Here is a 26,600-nt window from a genome sequence, read left to right on the forward strand (position 1 = left end):
TTGCAGCGCGACTCACACACGCCCGACCACGCTCCCGTGTACGTTTCAGTCACCGGGGCAGGCCAGAATTACGGACATGGCCCGTACTACTTCCCGTCCCCCCGAGGATCTCGCCGAGAAGATCATCGACATCGACGTCTCCGAGGAGATGCGCGGCAGCTTCCTGGAATACGCGTACTCGGTGATCTACCAACGCGCCCTACCGGACGCACGCGATGGCATGAAGCCGGTTCAACGGCGCATCCTCTACCAAATGAACGAGATGGGTCTGCGGCCCGACCGCGGACACGTCAAGTGCGCCCGCGTGGTCGGGGAGGTGATGGGCCGACTCCACCCCCATGGCGACTCCGCCATCTACGACGCCCTGGTGCGGCTCAGTCAGTCCTTCGCCATGCGCGTGCCCCTGGTCGACGGCCACGGCAACTTCGGTTCCCTGGGCGGCGACGACGCCCCGGCCGCCATGCGTTACACCGAGGCGCGCCTGGACCACCCCGCCGAACTGCTGGTGTCCTCCATCGACGAGGACGTCGTCGACTTCAAACCGAACTACGACGGCCAGGAGACCGAGCCCGAGGTCCTTCCCGCGGCCTTCCCCAACCTCCTGGTCAACGGCACCAGCGGCATCGCCGTCGGTATGGCCACCAACATGGCCCCGCACAACCTCGGCGAGGTCGTCGCGGCCGCCCGCCACCTCATCGCCAACCCCGACGCGGACCTGGACGAGCTCATGGAGTTCGTCCCCGGTCCCGACCTGCCCACCGGCGGCACCATCGTCGGTCTCGACGGCGTCCGCGACGCCTACCGCAAGGGCCGCGGCACCTTCAAGACGCGGGCGACCGTGTCCATCGAGAAGGTCTCGGCCCGCCGCACCGGCCTGGTCATCACCGAACTGCCCTACAGCGTCGGCCCCGAGAAGGTCATCGCTCGCATCAAGGAACTGGTGCAGTCCAAGAAGCTCCAGGGCATCTCGGACCTGAAGGACCTCACCGACCGCAACCAGGGCCTGCGTCTGGTCATCGAGCTCAAGAACGGTTTCAACCCCGAGGCCGTCCTGGAGGAGCTGTACCGGCTCACGCCGATGGAGGAGTCCTTCGGCATCAACAACGTGGCGCTGGTCGAGGGCCAGCCGCAGACCCTGGGCCTGCGCGAACTGCTTCAGGTCTACGTCGACCACCGTCTCGAAGTGGTGCGTCGGCGCAGCGAGTTCCGCCGCAAGAAGCGCCAGGAGCGCCTGCACCTGGTCGACGGCCTGGTCGTCGCCCTGCTCGACATCGACCGGGTGATCGGGCTCATCCGCGAGGCCGACGACACCGCGTCCGCCCGTGAGGCCCTCATGGGCGCCTACGAGCTGTCCGAGGTCCAGGCCCGCTACATCCTCGACACCCCGCTGCGTCGTCTGACCCGCTTCGACCGGCTGGAGCTGGAGACCGAGCGGGAGAAGCTGAACAAGGAGATCGGCGAGCTCACCGCGATCCTGGAGTCGGACAACAAGCTCCGCCGCCTGGTGTCCAAGGAGCTCAACGAGGTCTCCAAGAAGTTCGGCACCCCCCGACGCACCCAGTTGCGCGAGAGCGACGGCGCCACCCGCTCCGCCGTGATCCCGTTGGAGATGGCCGACCAGCCCTGCCACGTACTGTTCGGAGTGGACGGCCGGATCGTCCGCACCAAGGGCGCCACGCTGCCCCGCCCGTACGATGGGCTGCGCGTGGCGCACGACACGGTCCATGTGTCGATCCCCACGTCCTCGCGTTCGGACGTCGGCCTGGTCACCAGTCTGGGCCGAATGATCCGGGTCCCGGTCGTGGAACTGCCGGAGTTGCCGGCCCCGGTCGAGGGTGAGGAGGACCCGCCCCCGCCGCTGACGCACGGGCTCGACGTGGGCGAGTTCGTCGAACTCGACGGGGACGAGACCGTGGTGAGCGTGGTGTCGATGCGCGTCGACGGACCCGGGTTCGTCGTGGGCACCCTGGGCGGTGTGGTCAAGCGGGTCGCCCCCGACTACCCGCCCAACAAGGACGACTTCGAGATCATCACGCTCAAGGACGACGACCGGATCGTCGGAGCCACCCAGCTGTCCACGGGCGAGGAGGATCTCGCCTTCGTCACCTCTGAGGCACAGCTCCTGCGCTTCTCCGCCTCGACGGCGCGTCCCCAGGGGCGCCCCGCCAGTGGGGTGTCCGGTGTCAGGCTGGCCGAGGACGCCCGCGTATTGTGGTTCGGTGCGGTGCCGAGCCCCGAGGACTCGGTCGTGGTGACCGTGTCCGGTAGCGGTAACGCCCTCGCGGGTACACAGGCCGGATCGGCCAAGGTCACCCCGTTCGAGTCCTACCCGGCCAAGGGACGGGCCACCGGAGGCGTACGCTGCCACCGCTACCTCAAGGGAGAGGACACCCTGCTCTTCGCGTGGGTGGGACGTTCACCGGCCAGGGCTTCGCGTGCCGACGGCAAGCCGGTTCGACTGCCCGACCTCACCGAACGGCGGGACGGTTCCGGTGAAGCGCTTCCACGCGCCATCACCACCGTGGGCAGCGGACAGACCGACTCCGGTATCTCAGCACCCGAGTAGGACGCCTGAGGTCCCGCGGGTGCGGGCCGTACACGGAATTCGACTCCGTGTACGGCCCGCACTCCTGTGACCATGCACTTAGGGAGAAAGAACGCATGAGCGTGAACGAGGACACCACTCCCCCGGGGCCCTTCGACGACGTGTTCGGCGCCAATGCCGCCTACGCCGAGAACTATTCGCTGGCCGGTCTGAAGCCGCTGGCCGCACGTGGCCTGGCCCTGGTCACCTGTATGGACTCACGTATCGAACCACTGGAGATGTTGGGTCTGGAGCCCGGCGACGCCAAGATCCTGCGCAACGCGGGCGCTCGGGTCACCGATGACACCCTGCGCACCCTGGTCCTGGCCGTGTACCTGCTGGGGGTGGACCGCGTGCTGATCCTGCCGCACACCCGCTGCAAGATGGCCTCCGTGACCGGCGACCAGATGGTCCACGACCACATCATGGACGAGTACGGGGTGGACACCCGCAGTCTGGAGTTCCACACCGACAACGACCAGTTGGGCACTCTGCGGCACGACCTGGAGCGGATCCGGCATCACCCGCTGCTGCCCGAAGGGTTGCCGGTGACGGGCGCGATCTACGACGTGGACACGGGCAGGGTCTCCCCCACCGGCCTTTGATGTGTCGGGGCCGCCGAGACCGGGGATCACTCCAGTGGGCGCGGGACCTCGGCCGCCTCCCGGCACCGGGCCCCGCCCGCCCGTCCACCCCGGCGGGAATGCGGTCCCTTCCGCGAACCGTTGTGCCCTGTCCGGTGTGGCGTCGAGAGGAGCACCGTGGCAGAGAGCACCTACGACACCTTCAACCAGGCCCGCATCTTCCTGGACCTGGGCGATCCCATCTACGCCGCCCGCATCCTGGAACCCGTGGTGGAGAACGAACCCGGCAGCCTCTCCCTCCTGGAGTTGCTGGGTCGCGCCTACTTCTACTCCGCGCAGCTCAACAGAGCGGAGGCGACCTTTCGCAAGCTCATCGAGCTGGATCCCGTGGACAACTGGGCCCACATCGCGCTGGCTCGCACCCTGGAACGGCAGAACCGTCATGAGGAGGCGGCCACCTACAGGCGGATGTACGCGGTGATGTCCGGGGGGTCCCTGGACTGATCGGAGCGCTCGCGGGGCCGGACCCGTCCTCGTCCGGCCCTTCGTCGTGGCGGTCACCGGTCGGGGCTAGGCTGCGGACATGGCTCCCGAACGACCCGAACAGACCCCGGACGACGTCCCATGGGTCGATCGATGTTCCGACAGCGTCCGTTCCTGGGCGGACGAGGCGGTGCGCAAGGTGATCGCCGACGACACCCGTTCGGCCGACACCCACCTGCACGTGTTCCCACTGCCCTCGGAGTGGGGCATCGACCTGTACCTGAAGGACGAGTCGGTGCACCCCACCGGCAGTCTGAAGCACCGGCTGGCACGATCGCTGTTCCTGTACGGCCTGGCCAACGGGTGGATCACCGAGGGCACCACGATCGTGGAGGCCAGCTCCGGGTCGACCGCGGTCTCGGAGGCCTACTTCGCGCAGCTGCTGGGCCTGGACTTCGTGACGGTGGTTCCGCGCAAGACCAGCCCGGAGAAGATCGCGCTCATCGAGCGCTACGGGGGTCGCTGCCACTTCGTGGACGATCCGCCGGCGATGTACACCGAAGCGGAACGGCTTGTCGCCGAGAGCGGCGGCCACTACATGGACCAGTTCACCTACGCCGAGCGCGCCACGGACTGGCGGGGCAACAACAACATCGCCGTGTCGATCTTCGAACAGCTGGCGATGGAGCGTCATCCCCACCCGGACTGGATCGTGGTGGGCGCGGGCACCGGCGGCACCTCGGCGACCATCGGTCGCTACGTTCGCTACCGGCGGCTGCCCACCCGGCTGGCGGTGGTGGACCCGGAGAACTCGGCGTTCTTCCCCGGTTGGGTGACCGGGGCCGACGACTACGCCACCGGCATGCCGTCGCGAATCGAGGGCATCGGGCGGCCCCGCATGGAGCCCAGCTTCGTCCCGTCGGTGATCGACCTGATGATGCCGGTGCCCGACGCCGCGAGCATCGCCGCGATGCGCCACCTCAACGACCTCACGGGACGTAGCGCCGGCGGCTCCACCGGCACCAACCTGTGGGGCGTGTGGCACCTGATCGCCAGGATGCGTCGCGAGGGGCGCAAGGGCAGCGTGGTCACGCTGATCTGCGACGGTGGCGAACGCTACCAGCACAGCTACTACAACGACGATTGGGTGTCGGAGAGGGGTCTGGACCCCACCCCGTACCGGGCGGCCATCGACCGGTTCCTCGCCGAGGGCGTGTGGGAGCCGCCCAAGGCGCCCTGAGCCGGTGGTCGAACGCCACGGGGCCCGCGCCGGAGGTCCTCTTCCCCACGGCACGGGCCCCGTTCACGTTCACGGGCCCGTCAGGCGTCGATGCGCTCCAGGTCCAGTTCCTGAGCACCCGCCTGGATGAACCGGCGGCGCGGGGCCACCTCGTTGCCCATCAGCAGGTTGAACACGGACGCGGCCTCCTCGGCCTGCTCGACCTGGATCCGGCGCAGGGTGCGGTGGCGCGGGTCCATGGTGGTCTCGGCGAGCTGATCGGCGTCCATCTCACCCAGACCCTTGTACCGCTGCACCGGCTCCTTCCAGGTGATCTTGCGCTTCTCCAGGTCCAGCAGGGTGCGCTGAAGCTCGGCGTCGGAGTAGGTGTAGATGTAGCGGTCCTCGGGCTTGGCCCCGCGCTTGCGCCGCACGTTGGTCAGCTCGATGCGGTGCAGAGGCGGCACGGCGGCGAACACCCGCCCGGCCTCCAGCATGGGACGCATGTACCGGTAGATCAGGGTGAGCAGCAGGCAGCGGATGTGGGCGCCGTCGACGTCGGCGTCGGCCATGATGATGATGCGGCCGTAACGCGCGGCGTCGATGTCGAAGGTCCGGCCCGAACCGGCCCCCACCACCTGCAGGATCGCGGCGCACTCCGCGTTCTTGAGCATGTCCGCGACCGAGGACTTCTGCACGTTCAGGATCTTGCCGCGGATGGGCAGCAGCGCCTGGAACTCCGAGTCGCGGGCCAGCTTGGCCGTACCCAGCGCCGAGTCACCCTCGACGATGAACAGTTCGCTGTGCTCCAGGCCCTCGCTGCGACAGTCCACCAGTTTGGCGGGCAGCGCCGAGCTCTCCAGGGCGTTCTTGCGCCGCTGGGTCTCGCGCTGCTGACGGGCGGCCAGGCGTGCCTTGGCGGCACCGACCACCTTCTCCATGACGGTGCGGGCCTTGGCCTTCTCCGTCTTCTTCGCGGAGGTGAGGAACTCGCGCACCCCCTGACCGACCACCTGGGAGACGATCCGGGAGGCCGCGGAGGTACCCAGGATCTCCTTGGTCTGCCCCTCGAACTGGGGTTCGGGCAGCCGTACGGTGACGACCGCGGTGAGCCCCTCCTGGGTGTCGTCCTTGGTGACCGGGTCGTCGCTGTTCTTCAGCAGCTTGGTGGCGCGCAACTGGTCGTTGATCACCCGGACCAGGGCGCGCTCGAAACCGTTGACGTGAGTGCCGCCCTTGGGCGTGGAGATCACGTTGACGAAGGAGCGGACGTTGGTGTCGTAGCCGGTCCCCCAGCGCAGGGCCACGTCCACGTCCAGTCGGCGTTGGACGTCGGCGGGCACCATGTGGCCGGACTCGTCCAGCACCGGGACGGTCTCGTTGAAGTTGCCGCTGCCCTGGATGCGCAGGACGTCGCTGACGGCGTCATCGGGTGCCAGGAAGGTACAGAACTCGCTGATCCCACCGTCGAAACGGAACTCCTCGGTGTAGACGGGGTCGCCCTCGGTCCGCTCGTCGCGCACGGCGATGGTCAGTCCCGGTACGAGGAAGGCGGTCTGGCGGGCCCGGTCCAGCAGGTTCTGCCGAACGATCTCGGCTTCCTTGAGGAAGATCTGGGAGTCCGGCCAAAAGCGGGTGCGGGTACCGGTGATCTTCTTGGCGACCTTGCGGACCTGCTCCAGACCGGAGACCGGGGTGAACTCGGCGTCGGGTCCGTCACCGGCGAACCGTCCGGCGATGCCGCGGTGGAAGCTGATGGCGTGGGTGTGACCCTGCCTGTCGACCTCGACGTCCACCCGGGCGGACAGGGCGTTGACGACGGAGGCGCCGACGCCGTGCAGACCACCGGAGGCGGTGTAGGAACCGGATCCGAACTTGCCGCCCGCGTGGAGCTTGGTCATGATCAGCTCGACACCGGGTATTCCCGACCGGGGCTCGATGTCCACCGGGATACCGCGACCGTCGTCGCTGACGGAGACGGAACCGTCCGCGTGCAGCGTCACGTCGATGCGTCCGCAGTAGCCGCCCAGCGCCTCGTCGACGGAGTTGTCGATGATCTCCCACATGCAGTGGGTGAGGCCACGGCTGTCGGTGGACCCGATGTACATGCCCGGCCGTTTGCGAACCGCTTCGAGGCCCTCGAGGACCGACAGATGCCGGGCGGAGTAATCCTCGGGGTCGTGGACGGCTGCGGTCAAGGCGGTCACTCGGACATCTCCTGCGTCTTGTGGGCCATCGGGGGCGCTGATGCGGCGTGTGCCCTTTGTACCGCGCCGCACCGACGGTTGAAGGGGCCAGGTTACGACGGGCCGAAGGCTGTGTCGTGACGCGGGCCGTATGGGTGGGGTCGTGTCTTCCCCTAGGAGTCCTCCCCTGGAGGTCTTCCCCGAGAAAGGGCGCCTCCCCGACGTCACCGCCGGGAGCGCTGCGACCGGCTCCACCGACGGAGTCGGGAATCGGTCGGGCCTGCCCCGCGCGAGACTACCACCTCTGACGGTTGCGACCTGGATACGCCCGATTTCCGGGGATAGCCAAGGCCTACCGATGGGTACAACGAGGAGGAGACAAGACGTCGGAACAGAAAGGCCCCACTCTGCATCTTCCAGACACGAACCGGGCGGATTCCGCTGTCGGCGTACACGGGATCAGGTTGGGAACGTCTGGGTCGGGTTAGATGTTGTCAGAGGTGACTAACGCCGAGTATTGAGGATGGCGAAGTGACTGGAACCCTTGCCCCCACTCAGCCGCTGACGGCTGCCGACCGTTGCGACCGCTGTGGTGCACAGGCCTACGTCCGGGTACTGCTGAATTCCGGCGGTGAGCTTCTGTTCTGTGCGCACCACATGCGCAAACACGACGACTCGATCCGCAAGATCGCCTCGGACATCCAGGACGAGACGAGCAAGCTCACCGAGAGCGAGAACAGCGGCGGGGATGAGCGTTAGCCACAACGAGCACGATTGCGATGACGGCGGCTCCCGAGGGGGCCGCCGTCGTCGTTTCCGGGTCGGTCGTGCGATGGGGTGCGTCCGGCCTCATCTCGTGAGCACCCGGTTGTGGTACCGGCAGACCTCGGCGAACCCGGCGCCCCGGTACAGGCCCAGTGCCGGCCCGTTGCCGGCCACCACGCACAGGTAGGCGTTCCGCGCCCCCTCCTCGTGCGCCCGGGCGAGCAGGTCCCACAGGACCGTCTTGGCCACTCCCCGCCCGCGTGCCTCCGACGCGGTGACCATCGCACAGATCGCCACCGAATCCCCGTTCAGCACCGCACAGCCACGGCCGTCCCCACTCTCGTGGACGCCGTACGCCGCGGTCACCCCTCCCAGGATGCGCACCACGCCTTCGGCCCGCGACGGGTCGGCACCCGCGAACGGTTCGACCCATTCCCTCGTGGGATGGTCCGTGATCCGTGTGCTCCCGGGACCGTCGGGACGCTCCCCCAGGTCACGGGACAGGACCAGGCTGGGTTCCACGGTCTCGTAACCGTGTTCGGCCAGCCGCCCGTCCACGCTCTCCTGCCCCGGCCACACCTGCGCGCAGGGAGTCAGACCTCGTTCCCGATAGAACGCGGTGACCTCCGCGACGTCCGCGTCGAGGTCCTCCACCAACGCGGAGTTGGCCCTTTTGGTGACACCGTCGGCCACCCCGAACCGCCACCCCCCGCGTCTCTCGACCTGGAACGGGGGCCAATCCCTGGACACTCTCGCCGCCCAAGCGTGCATGTTCGTTCCCTCACCTGTCGCTGAGTGCCGGATCCTATCCACCGGCCCCGGAGCACGACCTAGCATGGGTCCGGGTCCCCCAACCCCCGAACCCCAGGCGTCGACGATCCAGAAGAAGAGAACCATCCATGCTCATCCTGCTCCCGCCCTCCGAGGGCAAGGCCACCTCCGGTGACGGCCCACGCCTGGACGTCGGCGCGCTCACCCTGCCCGGGCTGGCGGCGGATCGAGAACGGGTCATGGCGGCGCTCAACGGTCTGTGTTCCGGCCCCGAGGACACCGCCCGCGATGTTCTGGGGCTGTCCGTCTCACAGACCGAAGCGCTCAAGCGCAACCTGGACCTGACCACCGCACCCACCCTGCGCGCCGCGGACCTGTACACGGGTGTGCTCTACGACCGTCTGGGGTTGCCAGGGTTGCTCACCGAACACGACGACCGCGTACGTGAGCGGATCCTGGTGTTCTCCGGGTTGTGGGGAGTGGTGGGCCCGGCCGACCACCTGCCGCCCTACCGTCTGTCCATGGGCGTGAAGTTGCCGCCCCTGGGCGGTCTGGGCGCCTACTGGCGCAAGGCGCTCACCGACCCGCTGGGCGAACTCGCCGAGGGACGTCTGCTCGTGGACTGCCGGTCGGCGTCCTACGCCGCGGCGTTCAAGCCGACCGGCGAAGCCGCCGAACGAACCGTTGCCGTGCGGGTCCTGCGCGAACGCGAGGTGGAAGGTCGGATGAAGCGTTCCGTGGTCAGCCACATGGCCAAGGCCACCCGCGGGGACGTCGCCCGGATCCTGGTCACCGAGAACGTCGAGGCCCGCACCCCCGAGGATCTGATGACGGCGCTGCGCGACCTCGGTCACACCGTCGAGCTCCAGCCGACCGCCAAGCCGGGCACCGCACGCACGATGGACGTGGTGGTCCGGGATTAGCGGTACGCACTCCGGTCGACGGAGGCGTGCACGAAACCGGACCAGGTGGATTTTATGCCGCACCTACAGCGCGTGGGGCAGCATGGAACCCATCGGATGGAGATCGGACTCCGTGCGGGGGATTGAACAGCCCGGCGCTACGCGAGGGACACGCGGGGGTCGCCACACGCCCGTGAGCGGGTCGGGCACGAGGAAAGGAAAGGCGCGCCTTCCCAAGGGAGGGCGCGCCTTCGCCGTCTCAGTCCACGGCTGTGGTCCGTTCCTGGGCCGACTGATCAGTCCAGGTAATCGCGGAGCACCTGCGAACGCGAGGGGTGACGGAGCTTCGACATCGTCTTGCTCTCGATCTGCCGGATGCGCTCACGGGTGACCCCGTAGACCTTGCCGATCTCGTCTAAAGTCTTGGGCTGGCCGTCGGTGAGCCCGAAGCGCATGGAGACCACACCGGCCTCGCGCTCGGACAGGGTGTCCAGTACCGAGTGCAGCTGCTCCTGGAGCAGGGTGAAGCTGACGGCCTCACCCGGCTGGATCGCCTCGGAGTCCTCGATGAGGTCACCGAACTCGCTGTCGCCGTCCTCGCCCAGCGGGGTGTGCAGGGAGATCGGCTCGCGACCGTACTTCTGCACCTCGACGACCTTCTCCGGGGTCATGTCGAGTTCCTTGGCCAGCTCCTCCGGGGTGGGCTCACGGCCCAGGTCCTGGAGCATCTGACGCTGTACGCGGGCCAGCTTGTTGATGACCTCGACCATGTGCACCGGGATACGGATGGTGCGGGCCTGGTCGGCCATCGCGCGGGTGATCGCCTGACGGATCCACCAGGTGGCGTACGTGGAGAACTTGAAACCCTTGGTGTAGTCGAACTTCTCCACCGCGCGGATCAGACCGAGGTTGCCCTCCTGGATCAGGTCAAGGAACAGCATGCCGCGACCCGTGTAGCGCTTGGCCAGGGAGACCACCAGACGCAGGTTCGCCTCGAGCAGGTGCTTCTTGGCGCGGCCTCCGTCCTCGGAGATCCACTCGAGCTCGTCGCGAAGCTCGAAGGTGAGGACGTCGTCCTCCTCGGAGAGCTTCTCCTCGGCGAACAGGCCGGCCTCGATGCGCTTGGCGAGCTCGACCTCCTGCTCTGCGTTGAGCAGCGGCACCTTACCGATCTGCTTCAGGTAGTCCTTGACCGGGTCCGCGGTGGCACCGGCCGCGACCACCTGGGCGGCGGGGGCGTCGTCGTCATCGTCGTACAGGACGAAGGAATCGTCGTCCTTACCGGACTTGACCGGGGCGCCGACCGTCTCCGGCTTGGCCGGCTTGACGGATTCGGTGTCGGGGGTGTCCTCGACCAGCTCCAGCTCGGCGCCGGTGTGCTCGAGGTCGTCGTCCAGACCATCGTCGGCCGTGTCGCCGGCGTCGGGCGCCAGCTCCAGGTCCTTCTTGGTGGACTTCTTGGTCGCCGCCTTCTTGGCCGGGGCCTTGGCCGCCGCGGGCTTCTTGGCGGCCGCCTTCTTGGGGGTGGCCGCCTTCTTCGCGGGGGCCTTCTTGGCCGCGGGCTTCTTCTCGGCGGTCTCCTCGGAGTCGACGACGGCGGTGACCGTCTCCGGCTGCTTTTGGGCGGCCGCCGCGGCGCGCGCGGGCTTGGTGGTCGAGCGGGTGGTGCTGGACCGAGACGTGGTGGTCTTACGCCGCGTGGTCTTGCGCCGGGAGGAGGCCGACTCCGGGACCAGTACGGTCACGCCCTCCTTCGCGAGGCTGCGGAGCACCGACTGCGCCTGCGACATCGGGATTTCGGCCTCTTCGAAGGCACGGCGCACGTCCTCGGGCTCAAGAAAGCCCTGGGACCGCCCACGCTCGATCAGCTGCTGAATGACGGGCTCTTGCAGTGACTCGGACTGCTTCGAGCGAGTCGAACTGGCAGATGACACAAACACCTCTCGAACGGACGTGTGGCGAGATTCGTCGGACCCGGTGGTCCGGATGGCCGGGACCGGGCACTGCACCCTCTCCCACCTGCGGCCAGGGATCTTCCCCACTGGGCGGGAAGCCGGGGTCACCCCCGCTTCATGGGGCGCGGCGGCTTCTTCACTGTAAGCAAGGCAATGGACTTGTTCGTACGGTCTACCGCTCTGACACCGAATCGATCACCGGAAGCTGAACGGCGAGCAGAGTGACATCATCGTCCTGCTCATACCCTTCGAGCATGCTCTCAACAAGGTACTCCAGCATCTGCTGTGGATCGCCCACCACATCGGGCCGGGCGTCAGCCGCCTTCTGGACCAGCTCGTCGAGTCCCGCGTCGACCGATCGTTTGCGGTTCTCAACCAGTCCATCGGAGTAGAGGGCGACGGTGTTACCGGGTTGGACGAAGAATTTGTGGTGACCTCTCGTGGAGCTGACCCCGAGCGGTGTGTCCGGCTCGGTCTCGAGCAGCGAGGGCCCGGCGTTACCGGCGACGACCAGCGGCGGAAGATGCCCCGCGTTGCTGAGGTCGAGTTGTCCGGTCACCGGATCCAAGACGAAGTAGACCAGGGTCGTTACCTGGTCCATTCCCTCCGTGGCCGAGAACATGCGGTCGAGTCCGGTCAGGACGTCGGCCGGTTCCGGCATGGAGAACGCCAGAGCACGCAACGCGTTGCGGATCCGGCTCATTCCCGCGGCGGCCGGGATGCCCTTGCCCATGACGTCGCCGAGGACCCCGGCGACCCGGCCGTCCGGCAGGGGGAAGGCGTCGTACCAGTCGCCGCCCACCTGCACGTGTTGGGAGCCCGACCGGTAGTAGGCGGCCAAGCGCACACCACGGACCTCGGGAAGTTCCTCCGGAAGCAGGCTGCGCTGGAGTTCCTCGGCGGTGCCGTGTTCGCGTTCGTAGACGATGGCCCGGCCGATGGCCAGGGCGCACTGCCCGGCGAGCGCCTCCAGGAAGACGCGTTCCTCGTCGGTGACCTCGCGTGGGGACGTGAAGGAGAAACGCAGGGCACCGATGGGGCGCCCCGCCGCCATCATCGGCAACGCCACCCAGGCACGCTCGTCGGTGCGTTCCAGGATTTCCTCGACCTCGGGTACGCCGTCGAGGAGTTCGCGTAGTTCGGCGGGGCCGGCGGCCAGTCGGGGCACGCGATCGGCCACGGCCAGCGCCGCGATATCCGGGTAGTCCAGCGAGAACCCGTTGCGCGGCAGCCCCTGGGAGTCGTCGGCGGAGAGCATGCGCAGGCGCAGCCGGTCCCGGTCGAACAGGGCCAGGGAGGTGTGGTCCGCTCCCACTCCGGAGCGGCCGATCTCGGACATGGCCTGGACGACCTCCTCGGCGGTAAGGGCCTCGGCCAGGTCGGAGGTGGCCTTCTGCAGGCGAGCGGTGCGCATGGCCGCCTCGCTGAGCTGCTGGTTGAGCCGTTGACGCAGCTCCTCGGCCTCGCGTTCGGTGGTGACGTCGACCAGGGTGCCGACCCACTCGGCGGTCTCGGCGCCGTCCATGACCGGGTTGGCCCGGGCACGGTAGTGGTCGTAGCCGCCCGAGCGCGTACGGACGCGGAACATGGCGTCGAAGGGGGTCACGTCCAGGACGGCGTCGTCCCAGGCGCGTGCGACGCGGGACCGGTCGTCGGGATGGACGGCGTCCAGCCAACCATGGCCCAGGTAGGACTCCAGGTCCTGTCCGGTGAGGGTGCGCCACTGGGGGCAGTCCTCGTGCACCTCGCCACCGGGGCCGGCCGCCCAGATGATCTGGTTGCCGGCCTGGAGCAGGGCGCGCAGGCGCCGCTCGCCTCGGTGCGCGACGTCCTCGTGGTCGCGGGCGCCGATGAGCGCGATGTGTTCGTCACCTCCGGCCGGGTCGTTGACCGGGAACCAGGTCAGGTCCCAGTTCTGGCCCTCGGTGGTGCGGTGGTGGCCGCGCACGGCCCGACCGGTCTCTCGCACCGACGCCACGGACTCGGTCTGGGCGACGGCGCCGGAGGCGTCACCACCCTCCCTCAGGACCTGGCCCGGGGTACGTCCCAGACAGCGCTCGGGGGTACTGCCGAAGACGGCGGCCATGCGGGGGTTGATCGAACCGAAGACGTCGTCGGGTCCGAGCAGGGCGAACCCGATGGGAGCGTCGGTGAGCAGGGTCTGCACAGCGTCCGGTAGTTCCGCCACATTGATTCGGGGAGGGGGAATGGACGTCTCGGCGCTCAACTGCTCGACACCTCCGGAGCCGTTGGAATCCCCATCGGGGCTGTTCTCGGACCGTGTGGTCCCTTGCGCACCGTGCCCGCCGTCCGTGTTCGATGACGCTTATGGCGCGGGGTGCGCGGCGCCGATTCCGTTCGGGGGCTCCGCGGCTCCCAGGAGTCACGCTCGATGACTCCTCTCGGCCGCTGTCACGGCTCAAGCATAAGACACGGCTCTGCGCACGCAACGTCCGTGGCTTCGGGGGCACGGTTGCGCACGGAAGGTAAATAGTAGGCCACCGGACGCCGTGCACACAGTCGACCGGGGGTTTCAGCGGCGTGTTCTCCCATAATTCCAGACGATGGCCGACTGGCGGCGAACTCTCTGGAACAGGACTGTTATATGTCCAAAACGCCCATTTCGTGGTGATGGCCCATGGGGGTGACACCGCTCGGGTAAACGGTACCTCCCCCAGGTTTTATCAACAGCGTGCCGCGCGAGAGGTTGACAGTTGCTTCAGAACAAGTGGAATAGGTGGAGGTCACCGTCCAGACCATCTTCAGCTAGGGGTGTGAGCAAGAATGCTCCAGACCTTCCCGGTCCAGGATCTCAGTCGGATCTCGGCAAGGCTTCATGACGAGTTCAGCGCGCTGTCCCACCGATGCGTGGAACGTTGCGTCAGCGACACCTGGAACTGTGCCGAACACCTGGGCATCACGGTCACACCGCATCTCGTCGAGAGGGTCGCCCGCGAGCACCTCGCGGCGATGGTGAAGTCCGTGCCGCCCTCCCCACATACCGCCCCGCGTACGGGAACCGCACTGTTCACCGGTCGCCGCGCGATCCCCGAACCGCGGTGATCCGACGAGGGCACCTCCGGCCGCCGGCCGGCATACGCTCGGAGCGTGCCCTCCGCTACGCCCCCACCCACAGGACCCGACGTTCCCGTCGCAGCGTTCGAGGAAATGCTGCGCGCGGCCAGAGCGCTGCTCGCCATGCGCCACCCGCTGGACGCCGAGCTGTCCTTCAGCGAGCTGCTGGGCTCCTGGTGGGGACAACGAGTCCCCGGGGTGGACGTGGAACGGCTGCTCGGCGAGGGCCTCATCACCCACGCCACGGCCTCCGGGAAACCCGCGGGTCTGGGGGTGCTCGCCGCGATCACCGCGCTGGGCACCTCGGCCTCCCAACGCGACCTCGCGGAACAGGGCATGATCGCGCTGCGCGAGCGGGGTCTGCACGCACCGGCCTGGGCCTCCCAGCTGGGCGAGGTCACCCCCGTCGCCGCCTACGTCAACGGCGACCGCTTCGGCGACACCGACGACGTGGTGTGCGTGTACGCCCGTGACTCCGGCGAACCCGAGCACGCCCTCATCCTCGTGCTGGACCACAACAGCGGCGGCCTGCTGCGCGACGCGTGGGTGACCACCAAGGTGGACCGGCTCCTGGCGCAGTGCCGTGAACGCGCGCGCACCGACGACTTCGCCCGATTCGAGGAAACGCCCCTGCCCCAGGCGCGGGCGCTCCTGCTCCGCGCGCTGGAACGCACCGAGAGCGTGGTGACCGGGGAGGTCGACAACCCCGTCGGGGTCTCACGGTCCGACCTCACCGGTGGTTCGCTGGCCGCCCACTTCGCCTTGGCCGCCTCCCGTATCAAGCGGCTGCCCGAGGGCAGGGCGCACCAGCCGATGTGGCGGCGCGACCGCCGCGCGGTCCTGGCGGCCCGCTTCCTCGCCTCGGACCAGGCCGCCGAGCTGTCCGACTCCTACGCCGCCAGCCGGTGCGCGGACCACATCATCACCTACGGCTGCGACGTCGACTCCGGGCGCCCGCTGCGAGTCAGCCCGCGCAAGGTCGAGTCGTTCCTGCTGCACTGGCTGCCCGGTCGGGTGGTGCTGCTGTCCGAGGAACAGGAGGCGATGCCGCACGTGCTCGCCGCGTGGGTGCGCTGGGCCGGGGCACAGAACGACCTGCCCGAAGTCGCGGTCGGGGCCACCTTGGACACCGTGTGGGAGACCACCGCGGAGTTCGCCCGCACCTACCGCGATCCCGCCCGCCCCCTCGGGCTACGGCAGGAGGCGGTGCGCCGGTTGTTGCCCGACGGCGACTTCGGGTCCCTGGCCCGCCGGATGTTCGCGTTCCCCCTGTTGGCCAGCGAACTGATCACCGACGCCCCCGACGAGTTCGACCCGTCGACCTCACGTGGCCGTCGCGCCCTGCTTCGTCTGGACCACTTCGCCGAGTACGAGGAGGCCCCGCACAGCGGCCGCCACCACTCCACCGGACAGGACCACTGGTACCGACCCGTACGGGGCACCGACCCCGAGCGCGAGAAGGAGCTGGACCGCCACGAGCGCCTGGCCAAGCGCCTGTGGGACGGACGCCCCGCCAACCTGTGGGCGGCGGCCCGACGGATGCTGGATCGCGGCCTGGACCGCCCCACCGTGCTCACCCATCTGACCGAGGCGCTGTTCGGCGCCACCGGCGAGAACGACCTGCGCCGCCGCCTCGACGCCCTGTGACCGAGGCGCGGCGCGCGTCGATCAAGCGAGCATCCGACCCTTGAGGCCGTCGATGGTGGCGCCGGTGAGCTTGAGTCCCCGCTCGACGTAGCCGTCGAAGGACCCGTACTCCTGGTCGACGATGTCGAACGCGCTGTCCAGGTAGCCGGGCTTGACCCGGGTCATCGGCTCGATGTCCTCCCACGGCAGACCGCTCTCCTGGGACAGCAGTCGCATCCAGTGGTCGGTGGCGGCCTGACGATCGTTGCTGGCGACGTAGTCCGTCGTCACGACCTCCCGCTCCACCCCCAAGAGGGTGAGCAGCAGTGCCGCGCCCCAACCGGTGCGGTCCTTGCCGGCGCTGCAGTGGAAGACCAGAGCGGTCGGTCCCTTGGCGGCGCGTTCGACCAGGTCGCGGTAGCCGTCCAGGGCCTCGGTGTCGGTGACCAGTCCGCGGTAGACGTCGTACATGTAGCGCTCGGCCGCACCGCCGCCGAACGCGACGCGGGCCTGCTCGGGATCGGCGAACAGGTCGATGAAGTTGGCGCCGGCCGAGTCGGTCCTCTGCACGCCGATCGCCGCGTACTCGGCGCCGTCCGGGATCAGGTCGGGGAGCCGGTCGCGTTCGTGGGAACTGCGCAGGTCGATGAGCTGGCGGATGCCGAAACCGTCGTAGGTGGTCCGCTCCTGCTCGGTGAGGGTGTGCAGCGCGTCCGAGCGGTAGAGCAGCCCGGAACGCACGGTGCGACCTTCCTTCGTGCGGTGGCCGCCGAGGTCACGGAAGTTGGGGGCACTGGGGAGGAGGAAACCGTCGTTCGTCACGATCGAGACGATACCCACCTCCCCGATGCCCTCGCGGCACGGGGTCCGACGGCCGGATGGATTCCTGCCGCTCGCGCAGGGTTCAGGCGCGCAGGGCCTCGATCTCGACCCCGGCCTCCTTGACGTCCTTGGCGGTGTCCACACCGCGCCAGAACCCTTCGATGCGGTAGGCCGTGAGCCTGCCGGCCGCCGCCAGTTCGGGGAAGGTCGAGGACTCGTGGTCGCCCTTGGTCGGCAGCAGCGGGGTGATGCCGGGCTCGAACAGGTAGACGCCCGCGTTGATCCAGACCGGCAACAGCGGGCTCTGGGTGAACCCCTCGACACGATCCTCCTCGTCGACGTCGACGATGCCCCAGGTGGTGCGGAACTGCGACAGCGCCAGTGTGGCGAGGCCGCCCTTGGCCCGGTGCCGGCGGGTCAGTTCGTCCAGTGGGAACCAGGTGAGGACATCGCCGTTGAGGGCGAAGTAGGGGGCCTCCGGGTCGCGCAACCCGCCGGCGGCGTAGCGCAGGGCACCACCGCGGCCGAGCGGTTCGTCCTCCACCAGGAGGGTGATCTCGGGGCCCTCGGTACGTGCTTCCAGGTGCTCGCGCAGGACCTCGGCCTTGTAGCCGCAGGACACCACGACCTGCTCGACGCCGTGCGAGGACAACCATTCGAGTTGGTAGTCGATGATGGGCCGTCCGGCCACCTCCACCATCGCCTTGGGGCGGGTGTCGGTGTAGGGCCGCAACCGGGTGGCCTGTCCGCCGGCAAGGATCAGTGCCTGCGTGACGGGGGTTTCGCTGGATGAGGGTGAGGCGGTCATATACCGGACAGTAGCAGCCGCCGGGTCTACGGGCCGCTAGCTCTGTTGGGTGGCGTCGGAGTAGGCCCGGCGTACGTCGTCGCTGGTGATCACGGTCAGCTCGGTGGCGGTGGCCGACTCCCCCAGTTCCCGGGACACCCGCAGGTCACGATGGGAACAGGCGCCCTCGTAGAGGGAACGGGCGAAACGACCGTTGCCCAGTTCGTCGATCCACCCGGCCTCGCACACATGCGTGAAGATGCTGTGCAGATCCTCCCGGGCGACGTCGTCGAAGACGTCGCCGGTACCCGCCGCAACGGTGTCGGCGATCTCGGAGAGCTCGTCAGCTGAGTAGGAGGGGAACCGCACCCGCACGTTGAAGCGGGAGGCCAACCCGGCGTTGGATGCCAGGAAGCGATCCATCTCGGCGGTGTAGCCCGCCAACACCACCACGAGCCGATCGCGGTCGTCCTCGGCGCGCTTGAGCAGGGTCTGGATGGCCTTGGCACCGAACGCGTCGCCGCCGCTGTAGCCGGGGTTGACCAGCGAATAGGCCTCGTCGACGAAAAGCACGCCGCCCAGGGCCCGATCGATGAGCCGGTTGGTCTTGACCGCCGTGGCGCCCAGGTGTTCCCCCACCAGGTCGGCGCGTTGGGCCTCCACGACCTCGGCCCGCCCGAGCATCCCGAGCGCGGCGAAGACCCGACCCAGGACGCGCGCCACGGTGGTCTTGCCCGTACCGGGGGGGCCGGTGAAGACCAGGTGACGCAGTGGCGGCTGGTGCGGCAGTCCCTGTTCCTCACGCAGTCGGGCCACACGGAGCTGGGCGACCAGGGAACGCACCTGTTCCTTGACCGGTTCCAGACCGATCATGTCGTCGAGTTCGGCCATGGCCTCCTCCAACCCGGGCGCCTCACCGAAGCCGGGCAGGCGCGAGGTCAGTTCGGTGTAGGCGGCCTCGACATCGACCGAGCGCACGGTGACCAGGTCGTCGGCGCTGGGCCGGGGCGCCGGTTCGTCGCCGCCCACCCCGGCGGTGACCACCCGCACGTCCCGTGCCTGGCAGCTCTTCTCCACCATGGAGCGGGCGAAGCGGCCGTTGCCGAGCTCGTCCACGGCCTGGCGTTGGACGGTCTGGTCGTAGCGGCGACGCAGGGTGCGGGATGCCTCGGTGTCCAGGGAGTCCCCACGTGCGGTGACCAGGCGCTCGGAGATGCGGAACAGCTCGTCGGCGCTGTAGCCGGGGAAGGTGATGCGCGTGGCGAAACGCGAGGCCAGACCCGGGTTGGAGGCCAAGAACGCGTCCATCTCCTTGTCATAGCCGGCGAGCACGATGACCAGACCGTCCCGGTCGTCCTCAGCACGTTTGAGGAGCGTTTGGACCGCCTCGTTGCCGAACCGGTCGGACTGGCCGTCTCCCTCGTTGACCAGCGAATACGCCTCGTCGATGAAGAGAACGCCGCCCATGGCGCCATCGATGAGCTCGTTGGTCTTGATCGCGGTCGCGCCGAGGTACTCACCGACCAGGTCGGCGCGTTGGGCCTCCACCACGCGGGAGGTGGGCAACAGTCCGAAGGAGTGGAAGATCGTGGCGAGGGTGCGGGCGACACTGGTCTTGCCGGTGCCGGGTGGCCCTGAGAAGACCAGGTGGCGCAGAGGACGTTCGACGTTCAGTCCGGCGTCGGCGCGCAGGCGGGCGGCCTCGATGGAGGCGGCCAGACCCCGCACCTGCTGTTTGACGGGGTCCAGACCGATCATGTCCTCGAGTTCGGCCAGCGCCTGGTCGACCGGCACGGGTTCGTCGTCCTCCCCGGTGTCGCCCTTGGCCGCACGGCCTCCGGGGCTGTCGGCCGCACGGCCGCGCAGCGACGGCCCCCGGGTGTTCGTTCCACCGGATCCGGTGGCCTTCCCGGACCGGGTTCCGTCCTCGGCGCGTTTGCGGTCGTTCTCGCGGCTCTCCTTGATGACCTGGTTGGAGGCCAGCAGTCGCCACAGCAGGCAGGCACCCGCCGCGACGTAGAGCGCGGCGATCCCGGCCTCACCGGGGAAGGGTTCGACGACCATGCCGAACAGGGCCACGGAGAACCCGATGATGAGTCCCGCGGTCATCGACAGCAGACAGGTGTGCCAGACGGGGAACTCGCGGGCGCGGCCCGCGACCAGGGTCACCAGCAGGGGCAGTGGTAGGACGAAGAGGACGACGGGTCTGGCCGGCAAGGGGATCTGGAACAGGGGCACGGCGATGGCCAGCCACACCACTCCCACCAGCACGGTGAGGAACGCGTCGAGCGACCTCATCAACGCGCTGAAGGCGATGAGGGCCAAGACCGTGCCGGCCAGGACCGGGAACACCGGCGCGCCCAGCACGAAGGCGACGACCACCGCCACCGTGACCAGGACCAGTGCCGCCACCAGACGGCGGCCCGGCGGTACACGGTGGTAGGCCGCGCGTAGGCGGTCCAACCCCGAGGGTGGCGCCGCCCGCGTCGCGGCGGGGCTCGTCTCGCGCGTCATCCGTGCCCCTTCCTGCGTGGGGGTCGCCTGGACGGCCCGGGGGTGGGCCGGAGGGTGTGGGCAAAGAACAGCCTTGCCCCATCGGGGGTCGGATGTCCAGTGCGGGACCGCGTGTCGTGGGCCGGTCGGTCGAGGTTCAGAACAGAGGCAGGGCGCCGTCCGACACCGGTCGGATCACCCGCAGGTGACGCCAGCGGGGCAGGGCGTCCAGGTAGGACCAGCTCATCCGGTGCTGGGGGGTGGGCCCGGCTTCGGCGAGGGTGGCGCGGTGGACGGGCGAGGGGTAACCGGCGGCCTTCTCGAACCCGTAACCGGGGTGGTCCGCGGCCAGTTCGGCCATGAGCGCGTCCCGGTGGACCTTGGCGAGGATGGCGGCGGCGGCCACGCTCACGCAGGTCAGGTCGCCCTTGACCTGGGTTCGCACCCGCCAGGGCCGACCGATGAAGTCGTGTCTGCCGTCGAGGAGGACGGCGTCGGGTCGGGGGTCGAGTGCGTCCAGGGCCCGACGGCCCGCCCGATGCAGGGCCGCGGTCATTCCGACCTGGTCGATCTCGGCGGGGGAGGACCAACCGAAGGCGTGGTCGGCGACCCAGGGTTCGATCTCGGCGGCCAGTTCCCGGCGGCGCTTGGGGGTGAGTCGCTTGGAGTCGGTGAGTCCGGCGGGCGGCTCGCCCTCTCCGGGGACGGCGGCGCACACCAGGAGTGGTCCGGCCCAGGCCCCACGTCCCACCTCGTCCATTCCGGCCACCACACGGGCACCCGCGGCGTGGAGTTCGTTCTCCACGTCCAGGGTGGGGGCGGGCGGGGGGCTGGGCTTTGGGGAAGTCGTCGGCACGCGTTCCACCCTAGATCGACCGGCCCACCTCCCGGTCCGTTTTCCACGCCTCCGGAAGGGGCCCGAGCCCCTCCGTCGGGGGGTCGTCCGGGTTTTCCGGCGGGTTTTGCGCGACCCACCGGCCATGACAGTCGGTCATTGGTGGTCACCTTGGGTAGTTTCCGCTTGTCGTCACCGCCGGTCGCCCGGAAGGAATGGACATGCAACAGGGCAGTCCCCGCCCCTCTCCCCCGCTTCGGGCCCGCGGACGTCTCTACGACGTCGCCGCCGCGGCGACCCGCGTGGGCGTGGGCTGGTTCTTCGCCGAGTTCGGATTGTCGCTGCGCGGTCGGGAACACCTGGTCGCCGAACGCCTCTCCGACTCCGGACTCACCCCACTCGCCTTTTTCGTCCCACTCTTGCCCGCCCTGCTCGTGGCGTTCTCGGTCTCCTTCGCAGTGGGTCTGCTCACATGGCTGACCGGCCCCACGCTCGCCCTCGCGGCCGTCGTCGGTACCCTCGGCGCGGGCACGGAGCACCTGTCCCCCTTCGACTCCTGGGGTATGACCGCGCTGGTCACGGCGGTATGCGTGCTCATGGCCATGTCCGGAGGACGTTGGTCCTGGGACCACCTGGTCCTGGGTCTCGGAACGCCCGCGCTCCGGCGGGGCGAAGGACGTACGACCTCGACGGCGTGTGGGAAAGCTCCCGCGATTTCTCACCGACGCCCCGAACACGCACCTCCACTGCTCTATCCTGTGGAGCAGGCCGAGCTACGTCGGCCGTATCGAATGTGACGCGGCCCGTTCACGCCCCCGTGCCGTTACGCCCGCCGCGTCGCCATGACCAGGATTCGGTGGGGGGAACGCCATGTCCGCCTCAGCCTCCGGTCCGAACCCTGACGGGTCCGTGGCCAAGCTGATCGAGATCGCGGAGCAACAGACGCTGGGGCAACGCCTGATCGGTTGGGCCTCCCGGCCGCCCGGTCGTCTCTACATCCCGGCCTGTGCCCTGGTCGGGCTCGTCCTGCTCTTCGAGGACAGTGTGCCCGCCGGACACCTGCCCACGTTCATCGTCGGCCTCGTCGGTGGTCTGCTACTGGCCGGTATGGGCGCGCTGCGACTCGGCATCGCGCTCGCCGTCGCCCGGCCGATGATCCGTCGTTATTGGTTGCGTTGGGTGAGCGCCCCACTGATCGCGTTCGTGGCCATCGGCCTGGCCGTGGCCGACGTCCCGTTGCAGACCCGGGTGAGCGCCTCGACCGACCAGCTCCTGGAGCTGCGCGAGGACACCGGGGTGGCCACCGCGGTCTCCCGCAACGGCGAGTGGACCGGCCTGTACCCACTGCGCAGCGTGTCCCAGGACGGCGACGTCACCCACTACGCCATCGAGGGCGCCGGGCTCTTCCAGCCCGCCGGCCTGGCCCACAGCACAGAAGAGCTCCCCGTCGGGGTGTTCGTCCCCGGTCAGGGCTCCCGGATCTACGAGCGTGTTTCCGATGACTGGTACGTGTGGGTCGACCACTGACCACTGACCACTGACCACTGACCACTGACCACGATCATCGCCGTGACGGCCTCGGGGTTCACCCCCGGGGCCGTTCTCTTACCCTCCTCTTTGCCGGTTCCTGCCCGCGTCCAACCGGACTCTCACCCAAGGCCTGTAGGGATGGTGGTGCCCCCTGGAGGACCCCCTTCGGTCCTCCCTCGCCACGCTCACCCGAGGAGATGTCCATGCGCGAGTTCGTCCTCACCCTGCACCTACGGCTCCACGACTCCATCACCGCGTTGCGACGCGCCCACGCCATCGGGGACGACGACCTGGCGACGTCACAGGCCGGTGAGATCGAAGACCTGGTGGAGATCGCCGCCCGACACGGAATCGACATCGCCGGCTACGCGGCCCTGTCCCCCGCGTCCTGAGCCGGAACCGTCCTCGGGCGGGGCGACACCCTAACGGTGAAGGACCCCACGGACGTGGCACTCGACCACGACCGCGGGGCCCTCACCTCTTCGACGGGGACCGATCAGCGGCGACGCCCCTGCTTGCCGTACCCCTCACCGCTCTCGAACTGCTGACGCATCGCGGTGTCCTGCTGGCGCTGGTATTCCTCGGACATCTGCTGCTGGCGGGCGGCCGCCGCGGCCACCGCGCCCTGAGCCGAGTCCAACGCGTCCTGGGCACCGCCCGAGACCGCCGGCCGCCGGCCCTGACCGTCACCCATCATCTGCGGCAACAGCTGGGCGGTGAGCAGCGTCGACAGCGTCGAGGAATCCCCCGATCCGGCCTCGGTCTGCACCACGACCGGGCGCGGAGCCCGCTCGGCCAGGACCGCGCCCACGTCCAGGCGACGACGGGCCAGCTCGTACTCCAGGACCGCCCGGTTGTCCCGGTAGGCGGTGGCCAGACGCTCCTGCGCCTTGGCCTCGTTCTCGGCCGCCACCAGATCCGCACGACCACGCGTCTCGATCTCGTACCGCACCCGCTGGGCCTCGGTCTCCTGCTCCTCCAACATCTGCGCCACGTCCTTGCGCGCCTTGTTGAGGGAGGCGTTGACCTCGACGATCTTGGCGTCACGGGTCTTCTTGGACCGCTCGATGTCCATGAGCAGGGTGTCGATCCGACGCTTGCGCGTGAGCTCCCACTCCTGCTCGTAGGCGACCAGCTCCTTGGCGACCCGCTCCCGGGTGGCCAGGTGCTGCTGGTACTGACTGGGCAGCTGCACGTCCGGGATGTTGCAACCGGTGATGACCACGCCGTACTTGCGCAGCTGCTCGTTGAGCAGACGACGCATGTCCTCCACGTTGGAACCGCGCAGGTCGTAGGCGGACTCGGTGTTGACCAGCCGGCTGCGCTGACGGATGGCGTCCTGCACCGCGCTGGACAGCACCAGGTCGAAGTTGCTCGCGCCGATGGTGGTGACGAACGCGTACGGCTCGTCGATGCGGAACTTCAGGAAGAACTCGATCGACTTCAGCGGCACGTTCTCCCTGGTGGGGCAGGCCAGGACCGGAGCCGTGTAGGGAATCTCGGTCCGGGTGTCCACCACGAAGTCCACCCGCGCCCACGGGTGCCACAGGTAGTGGCGGCCCGGGCCGATGTTCTTCGCGAAGGCGCCGTACTTGGTGAGGATGCCGGTGGTGCCCTCCTCGATCTCGACGATCGAACCGCGCCACCACCACAGGATCGCGGCCGCGATGCTGAGCACACCGACCAGGAGGGTGGGCACGGCCAGCGCGCCGTAGACGGTACCGCCGATACCACCCGACACCGCGTGGATGGTCATGACCAGCGCCGACAGCAGCGCGAACAGACCGAACCACACCAGGATCATCCAGCGCAGACCGCGGTTGTCGCGGGGGATGACGACCGGGACGATCGCGCCCTGGTCGCCACCGCGCAGCAGGCCGGCGAGGTCGCTCCACGAGGCGAGGGACTCCTTGATGTTGGAGCCGCCACCGGGGTTGAAGGACTCACTCATCTACTGACCTCCCGGGTTCTGACCGCCCTGCGACCACGGGGGCAACGGCGGGTCCTGCGGATGCCGCGTCTGCTGGGGCGGCGGGGGCTGGCGGTAGGGCGTACCGGAGGGCGGCGGAGCGTCGACCGGGGTCTGGGGCTCCGCGGTCTCGGGCGCGGCCTCCTCGGTGTTCGTCTCGGACAGACGATCACCGATCGCGTCCTCGCTCACCGACTGACGGATCTCCTCGACCAGGTCCTCACCCGGGTCCTCGGCGCCGTGTCCCCGACGATCATCGGACTCGTCCTCGACGATCTCGTTGATCTCCTGCTCACGCTGGGCGATACGCCCGCGGATCTCACCCAGACGCTCGCGGATCTGCGCCATGTCCTCGGCGGAGAACAGGGCCGTGTCGGCCTGACCGATGATCTCCTGGGCGATGCGCAGGTAGTCGACGCTCGCGGCGTCCCCGGAACCGATGCGCAGGACCTGGGGCAGGCTGTCGGCGACCGACTCCAGCTTGTCCAGCAGGTTCTCCCGGAAACGATAGTTGAGGATCTCCGGAGCCTCGGACGCCGACACCGCGCGGATGTCCAAGGCCTGGGCCTGTAGGAGGGCGGCGTTGGCGTTGGCCTCGGACTCGGCCTCCACGAAGCGCTGGTGGGCCAGGGAACGGGCCCTGTTGGTCTCGCGCTCCAGGGCGGTGTCCATCTGCGCCTGGTACTGGGCGATGTCGGCCTGGATCGCCGACAGCGTCTCGTTGAGGGTGGCGAGCTCCTTGTTCAGGTCGCCCTCGTTCTGTTCCTTGCGCAGTTGCAGCTCGTACTCGAAGGTGTAGGCGTCCTTGGCCACCCGCACCATCTCCGGTGCCGCCAGGTCCATCCGGTACTCCTGGTTGGAGGGCTCGGCGTGGGTGATGTTGGCGCTGGTGAGAACGACGATGCCGCTGAACTGACGGTTCAGGGAGTCGAGGAGTGCCTGGGTGCTCTCGCCGACCATGTCGTAGATCGCCGAGGCCTCCTGCTCGTAGATGAGGCTTCGAGTGGTCTCGGAGATGGCGTTGTTGAGCTTCTCCTGGAAACCCGGAACCCCGCCCAGGGTGTAGACGAAGTCGACCGCGTTCTCGATCTTGAACTGCACGAACAGGTCGACGGACGCCTGGACGCCGCTCTTAGTGGGTGCGGAGCGGATGGGCGCGTTGAACGGGTACTCACGCCGGGTGTTGACGATGTAGGAGACGCGCTTCCACGGGTTGAGCAGGGTGACCCGACCCGGCTGGAAGAGGTTCTCCATCTTCCCGAAGCGGGTGACGATGGCCTGGCACCCCTCGGGCACCATCACCATGCCCTGACGCCACCACATGAACGCGCTGATCGCGATGGTGACCAGCCAGTAGTGGATGCCGAAGAACGGGTGCAGGAGCGGGTTGGCGTCGCTCATCACCGCGCCGGGCACCACGAACACGACCGCGCCGGCCACACCGAGGATCACCAGGATGATGGCGGGCAGCATCGTGACGAAGGTGCGTCCGCGAGGGATCACCATGGGGCAGATGACGTGGACGGGACCGCTGCGGCCCCGCTCGTAGTAGCTGCGGTTGAGGGCCTCGCCCGCCGTGTTCAGCGAGGTGGTCTTCTGCTCGATGCGGGTGTCGACGGAAGCGCCCTGCTCGCGCGCGGCCACGAAGTCACGGGGGTCGAGCCCGTCCTCCGAACCCTGCCCGGAACCCCGGTCGCCCTGACCTGACCCCTGGCCCATCGCTTGTTGGGCCGCGTCGGAGACGGCCTGACGCGGATCCGCCCCTTGGGCCACCGCACCGGCCGCACCGCGCACCGTCTGCGCGAACGACATAGGCAAGTACTCCATTCTGGAACTTGAGGGAACTAACGCCTTCGACGCGGCGTACGCCGCCTTGGTTCCAGTTGGGAGCGGGTTTCGCGCGCTGGGAAGGGATAGTGGACAGAACACAAGGGTGCCACGAGCCACAGCCGAAACACAGTGCCCGTGGCCAGAGCGTGATGAGCCCTCCACCTGGTCATTACGGGCGTGCCGC

Annotated in this window: 21 protein-coding genes; 11 read left to right on the forward strand and 10 right to left on the reverse strand. The window is 68.7% G+C overall.

The window, feature by feature from the left end; translation table 11 throughout:
- The first annotated feature begins 76 nt into the window (after window positions 1-76).
- From NLI01S_RS11155 to NLI01S_RS11170, 4 genes are all read left to right on the forward strand, one after another.
- Window positions 77-2,566, forward strand: coding sequence for a DNA gyrase/topoisomerase IV subunit A (locus NLI01S_RS11155; RefSeq protein ID WP_067603369.1), 2,490 nt, complete (start codon window positions 77-79; stop codon window positions 2,564-2,566).
- Between the two features lie 95 nt (window positions 2,567-2,661).
- Window positions 2,662-3,189: a beta-class carbonic anhydrase gene (locus tag NLI01S_RS11160; RefSeq protein WP_067603373.1), complete on the forward strand. Its 528-nt coding sequence runs from the start codon at window positions 2,662-2,664 to the stop codon at window positions 3,187-3,189.
- A gap of 156 nt (window positions 3,190-3,345) precedes the next feature.
- On the forward strand, window positions 3,346-3,672 hold the full coding sequence (locus NLI01S_RS11165) for a tetratricopeptide repeat protein (RefSeq protein WP_067603374.1): 327 nt from the start codon (window positions 3,346-3,348) through the stop codon (window positions 3,670-3,672).
- A 79-nt stretch (window positions 3,673-3,751) separates the two neighbouring features.
- Window positions 3,752-4,891 (forward strand): PLP-dependent cysteine synthase family protein, encoded by a 1,140-nt coding sequence (locus NLI01S_RS11170; RefSeq protein ID WP_067603376.1) that lies wholly within the window; start codon window positions 3,752-3,754, stop codon window positions 4,889-4,891.
- A gap of 80 nt (window positions 4,892-4,971) precedes the next feature.
- On the opposite strand, the gene NLI01S_RS11175 is transcribed toward NLI01S_RS11170, so the two are convergent.
- Window positions 4,972-7,077, reverse strand: coding sequence for a DNA gyrase/topoisomerase IV subunit B (locus NLI01S_RS11175; RefSeq protein ID WP_067603378.1), 2,106 nt, complete (start codon window positions 7,075-7,077; stop codon window positions 4,972-4,974).
- A gap of 510 nt (window positions 7,078-7,587) precedes the next feature.
- On the opposite strand from NLI01S_RS11175, the gene NLI01S_RS11180 reads away from it, so the two are divergent.
- Complete coding sequence (locus tag NLI01S_RS11180; protein WP_067603379.1) at window positions 7,588-7,815, forward strand: DUF7455 domain-containing protein; 228 nt, start codon at window positions 7,588-7,590, stop codon at window positions 7,813-7,815.
- A 90-nt stretch (window positions 7,816-7,905) separates the two neighbouring features.
- Here the strand turns inward: NLI01S_RS11180 and NLI01S_RS11185 are convergent, their stop codons facing one another.
- Entirely contained in the window at window positions 7,906-8,592 is a 687-nt protein-coding gene (locus tag NLI01S_RS11185) for a GNAT family N-acetyltransferase (RefSeq protein WP_067603381.1), read from the reverse strand.
- A 128-nt stretch (window positions 8,593-8,720) separates the two neighbouring features.
- Between NLI01S_RS11185 and yaaA the strand changes: the two genes are divergently transcribed.
- Entirely contained in the window at window positions 8,721-9,515 is a 795-nt protein-coding gene (gene yaaA / locus NLI01S_RS11190) for a peroxide stress protein YaaA (RefSeq protein ID WP_067603382.1), read from the forward strand.
- Between the two features lie 275 nt (window positions 9,516-9,790).
- Here yaaA and NLI01S_RS11195 read toward each other — a convergent pair whose 3' ends face one another.
- Both NLI01S_RS11195 and NLI01S_RS11200 read right to left on the reverse strand, forming a co-directional pair.
- Entirely contained in the window at window positions 9,791-11,428 is a 1,638-nt protein-coding gene (locus NLI01S_RS11195; protein ID WP_157091012.1) for an RNA polymerase sigma factor, read from the reverse strand.
- A 193-nt stretch (window positions 11,429-11,621) separates the two neighbouring features.
- On the reverse strand, window positions 11,622-13,676 hold the full coding sequence (locus NLI01S_RS11200; RefSeq protein ID WP_190318432.1) for a SpoIIE family protein phosphatase: 2,055 nt from the start codon (window positions 13,674-13,676) through the stop codon (window positions 11,622-11,624).
- A gap of 557 nt (window positions 13,677-14,233) precedes the next feature.
- Here NLI01S_RS11200 and NLI01S_RS11205 point away from each other — a divergent pair.
- Together NLI01S_RS11205 and NLI01S_RS11210 are read left to right on the forward strand one after the other, a co-directional pair.
- Window positions 14,234-14,512, forward strand: coding sequence for a hypothetical protein (locus NLI01S_RS11205; RefSeq protein WP_067603387.1), 279 nt, complete (start codon window positions 14,234-14,236; stop codon window positions 14,510-14,512).
- 105 nt (window positions 14,513-14,617) lie between these two features.
- Window positions 14,618-16,171: a hypothetical protein gene (locus tag NLI01S_RS11210; RefSeq protein ID WP_067603390.1), complete on the forward strand. Its 1,554-nt coding sequence runs from the start codon at window positions 14,618-14,620 to the stop codon at window positions 16,169-16,171.
- A 21-nt stretch (window positions 16,172-16,192) separates the two neighbouring features.
- Here NLI01S_RS11210 and NLI01S_RS11215 read toward each other — a convergent pair whose 3' ends face one another.
- From NLI01S_RS11215 to NLI01S_RS11230, 4 genes are all read right to left on the reverse strand, one after another.
- Window positions 16,193-16,990, reverse strand: coding sequence for a tyrosine-protein phosphatase (locus tag NLI01S_RS11215; RefSeq protein ID WP_067603391.1), 798 nt, complete (start codon window positions 16,988-16,990; stop codon window positions 16,193-16,195).
- A 64-nt stretch (window positions 16,991-17,054) separates the two neighbouring features.
- Window positions 17,055-17,780, reverse strand: coding sequence for a nucleotidyltransferase family protein (locus tag NLI01S_RS11220; RefSeq protein ID WP_067603393.1), 726 nt, complete (start codon window positions 17,778-17,780; stop codon window positions 17,055-17,057).
- 36 nt (window positions 17,781-17,816) lie between these two features.
- Window positions 17,817-20,273 carry an AAA family ATPase gene (locus NLI01S_RS11225; protein WP_067603397.1) on the reverse strand — a complete coding sequence of 819 codons (2,457 nt, stop codon included), beginning with the start codon at window positions 20,271-20,273 and terminating at the stop codon, window positions 17,817-17,819.
- Window positions 20,274-20,409: 136 nt separating this feature from the next.
- Entirely contained in the window at window positions 20,410-21,108 is a 699-nt protein-coding gene (locus tag NLI01S_RS11230; protein ID WP_067603484.1) for a ribonuclease HII, read from the reverse strand.
- Window positions 21,109-21,308: 200 nt separating this feature from the next.
- Here NLI01S_RS11230 and NLI01S_RS11235 point away from each other — a divergent pair, with 200 nt between their 5' ends.
- From NLI01S_RS11235 to NLI01S_RS11245, 3 genes are all read left to right on the forward strand, one after another.
- The gene (locus NLI01S_RS11235) at window positions 21,309-21,884 is read left to right on the forward strand and encodes a DoxX family protein (protein ID WP_067603401.1); all 576 of its coding nucleotides are present in this window, start codon (window positions 21,309-21,311) and stop codon (window positions 21,882-21,884) included.
- A 73-nt stretch (window positions 21,885-21,957) separates the two neighbouring features.
- Window positions 21,958-22,614, forward strand: coding sequence for a hypothetical protein (locus tag NLI01S_RS11240; protein WP_067603405.1), 657 nt, complete (start codon window positions 21,958-21,960; stop codon window positions 22,612-22,614).
- A gap of 206 nt (window positions 22,615-22,820) precedes the next feature.
- Window positions 22,821-23,009, forward strand: a complete 189-nt coding sequence (locus NLI01S_RS11245) for a hypothetical protein (protein ID WP_067603490.1) — start codon at window positions 22,821-22,823, stop codon at window positions 23,007-23,009.
- Between the two features lie 104 nt (window positions 23,010-23,113).
- Here the strand turns inward: NLI01S_RS11245 and NLI01S_RS11250 are convergent, their stop codons facing one another.
- Both NLI01S_RS11250 and NLI01S_RS11255 read right to left on the reverse strand, forming a co-directional pair.
- Window positions 23,114-24,568 carry an SPFH domain-containing protein gene (locus tag NLI01S_RS11250; protein ID WP_067603407.1) on the reverse strand — a complete coding sequence of 485 codons (1,455 nt, stop codon included), beginning with the start codon at window positions 24,566-24,568 and terminating at the stop codon, window positions 23,114-23,116.
- A complete protein-coding gene (locus NLI01S_RS11255) occupies window positions 24,569-26,398 on the reverse strand; it encodes an SPFH domain-containing protein (protein WP_067603409.1) in 1,830 nt (609 codons plus the stop codon).
- Between the last annotated feature and the right edge of the window lie 202 nt (window positions 26,399-26,600).

Origin of the sequence: Nocardiopsis listeri NBRC 13360, from assembly GCF_001570765.1 — a bacterium.
Classification (GTDB): Bacteria; Actinomycetota; Actinomycetes; order Streptosporangiales; family Streptosporangiaceae; genus Nocardiopsis; species Nocardiopsis listeri.

Excerpts from the sequence above, each read along its gene's own strand:
- NLI01S_RS11210 (WP_067603390.1), top strand. The coding sequence starts at position 14,618 with ATGCTGCGCGCGGCCAGAGCGCTGCTCGCCATGCGCCACCCGCTGGAC.
- NLI01S_RS11245 (WP_067603490.1), top strand. The coding sequence starts at position 22,821 with ATGCGCGAGTTCGTCCTCACCCTGCACCTACGGCTCCACGACTCCATC.
- NLI01S_RS11185 (WP_067603381.1), bottom strand. The coding sequence starts at position 8,592 with ATGCACGCTTGGGCGGCGAGAGTGTCCAGGGATTGGCCCCCGTTCCAG.
- NLI01S_RS11255 (WP_067603409.1), bottom strand. The coding sequence starts at position 26,398 with ATGTCGTTCGCGCAGACGGTGCGCGGTGCGGCCGGTGCGGTGGCCCAA.
- NLI01S_RS11240 (WP_067603405.1), top strand. The coding sequence starts at position 21,958 with ATGTCCGCCTCAGCCTCCGGTCCGAACCCTGACGGGTCCGTGGCCAAG.
- NLI01S_RS11235 (WP_067603401.1), top strand. The coding sequence starts at position 21,309 with ATGCAACAGGGCAGTCCCCGCCCCTCTCCCCCGCTTCGGGCCCGCGGA.
- yaaA (WP_067603382.1), top strand. The coding sequence starts at position 8,721 with ATGCTCATCCTGCTCCCGCCCTCCGAGGGCAAGGCCACCTCCGGTGAC.
- NLI01S_RS11170 (WP_067603376.1), top strand. The coding sequence starts at position 3,752 with ATGGCTCCCGAACGACCCGAACAGACCCCGGACGACGTCCCATGGGTC.
- NLI01S_RS11155 (WP_067603369.1), top strand. The coding sequence starts at position 77 with ATGGCCCGTACTACTTCCCGTCCCCCCGAGGATCTCGCCGAGAAGATC.
- NLI01S_RS11160 (WP_067603373.1), top strand. The coding sequence starts at position 2,662 with ATGAGCGTGAACGAGGACACCACTCCCCCGGGGCCCTTCGACGACGTG.
- NLI01S_RS11205 (WP_067603387.1), top strand. The coding sequence starts at position 14,234 with ATGCTCCAGACCTTCCCGGTCCAGGATCTCAGTCGGATCTCGGCAAGG.
- NLI01S_RS11225 (WP_067603397.1), bottom strand. The coding sequence starts at position 20,273 with ATGACGCGCGAGACGAGCCCCGCCGCGACGCGGGCGGCGCCACCCTCG.
- NLI01S_RS11250 (WP_067603407.1), bottom strand. The coding sequence starts at position 24,568 with ATGAGTGAGTCCTTCAACCCCGGTGGCGGCTCCAACATCAAGGAGTCC.
- NLI01S_RS11220 (WP_067603393.1), bottom strand. The coding sequence starts at position 17,780 with ATGACCGCCTCACCCTCATCCAGCGAAACCCCCGTCACGCAGGCACTG.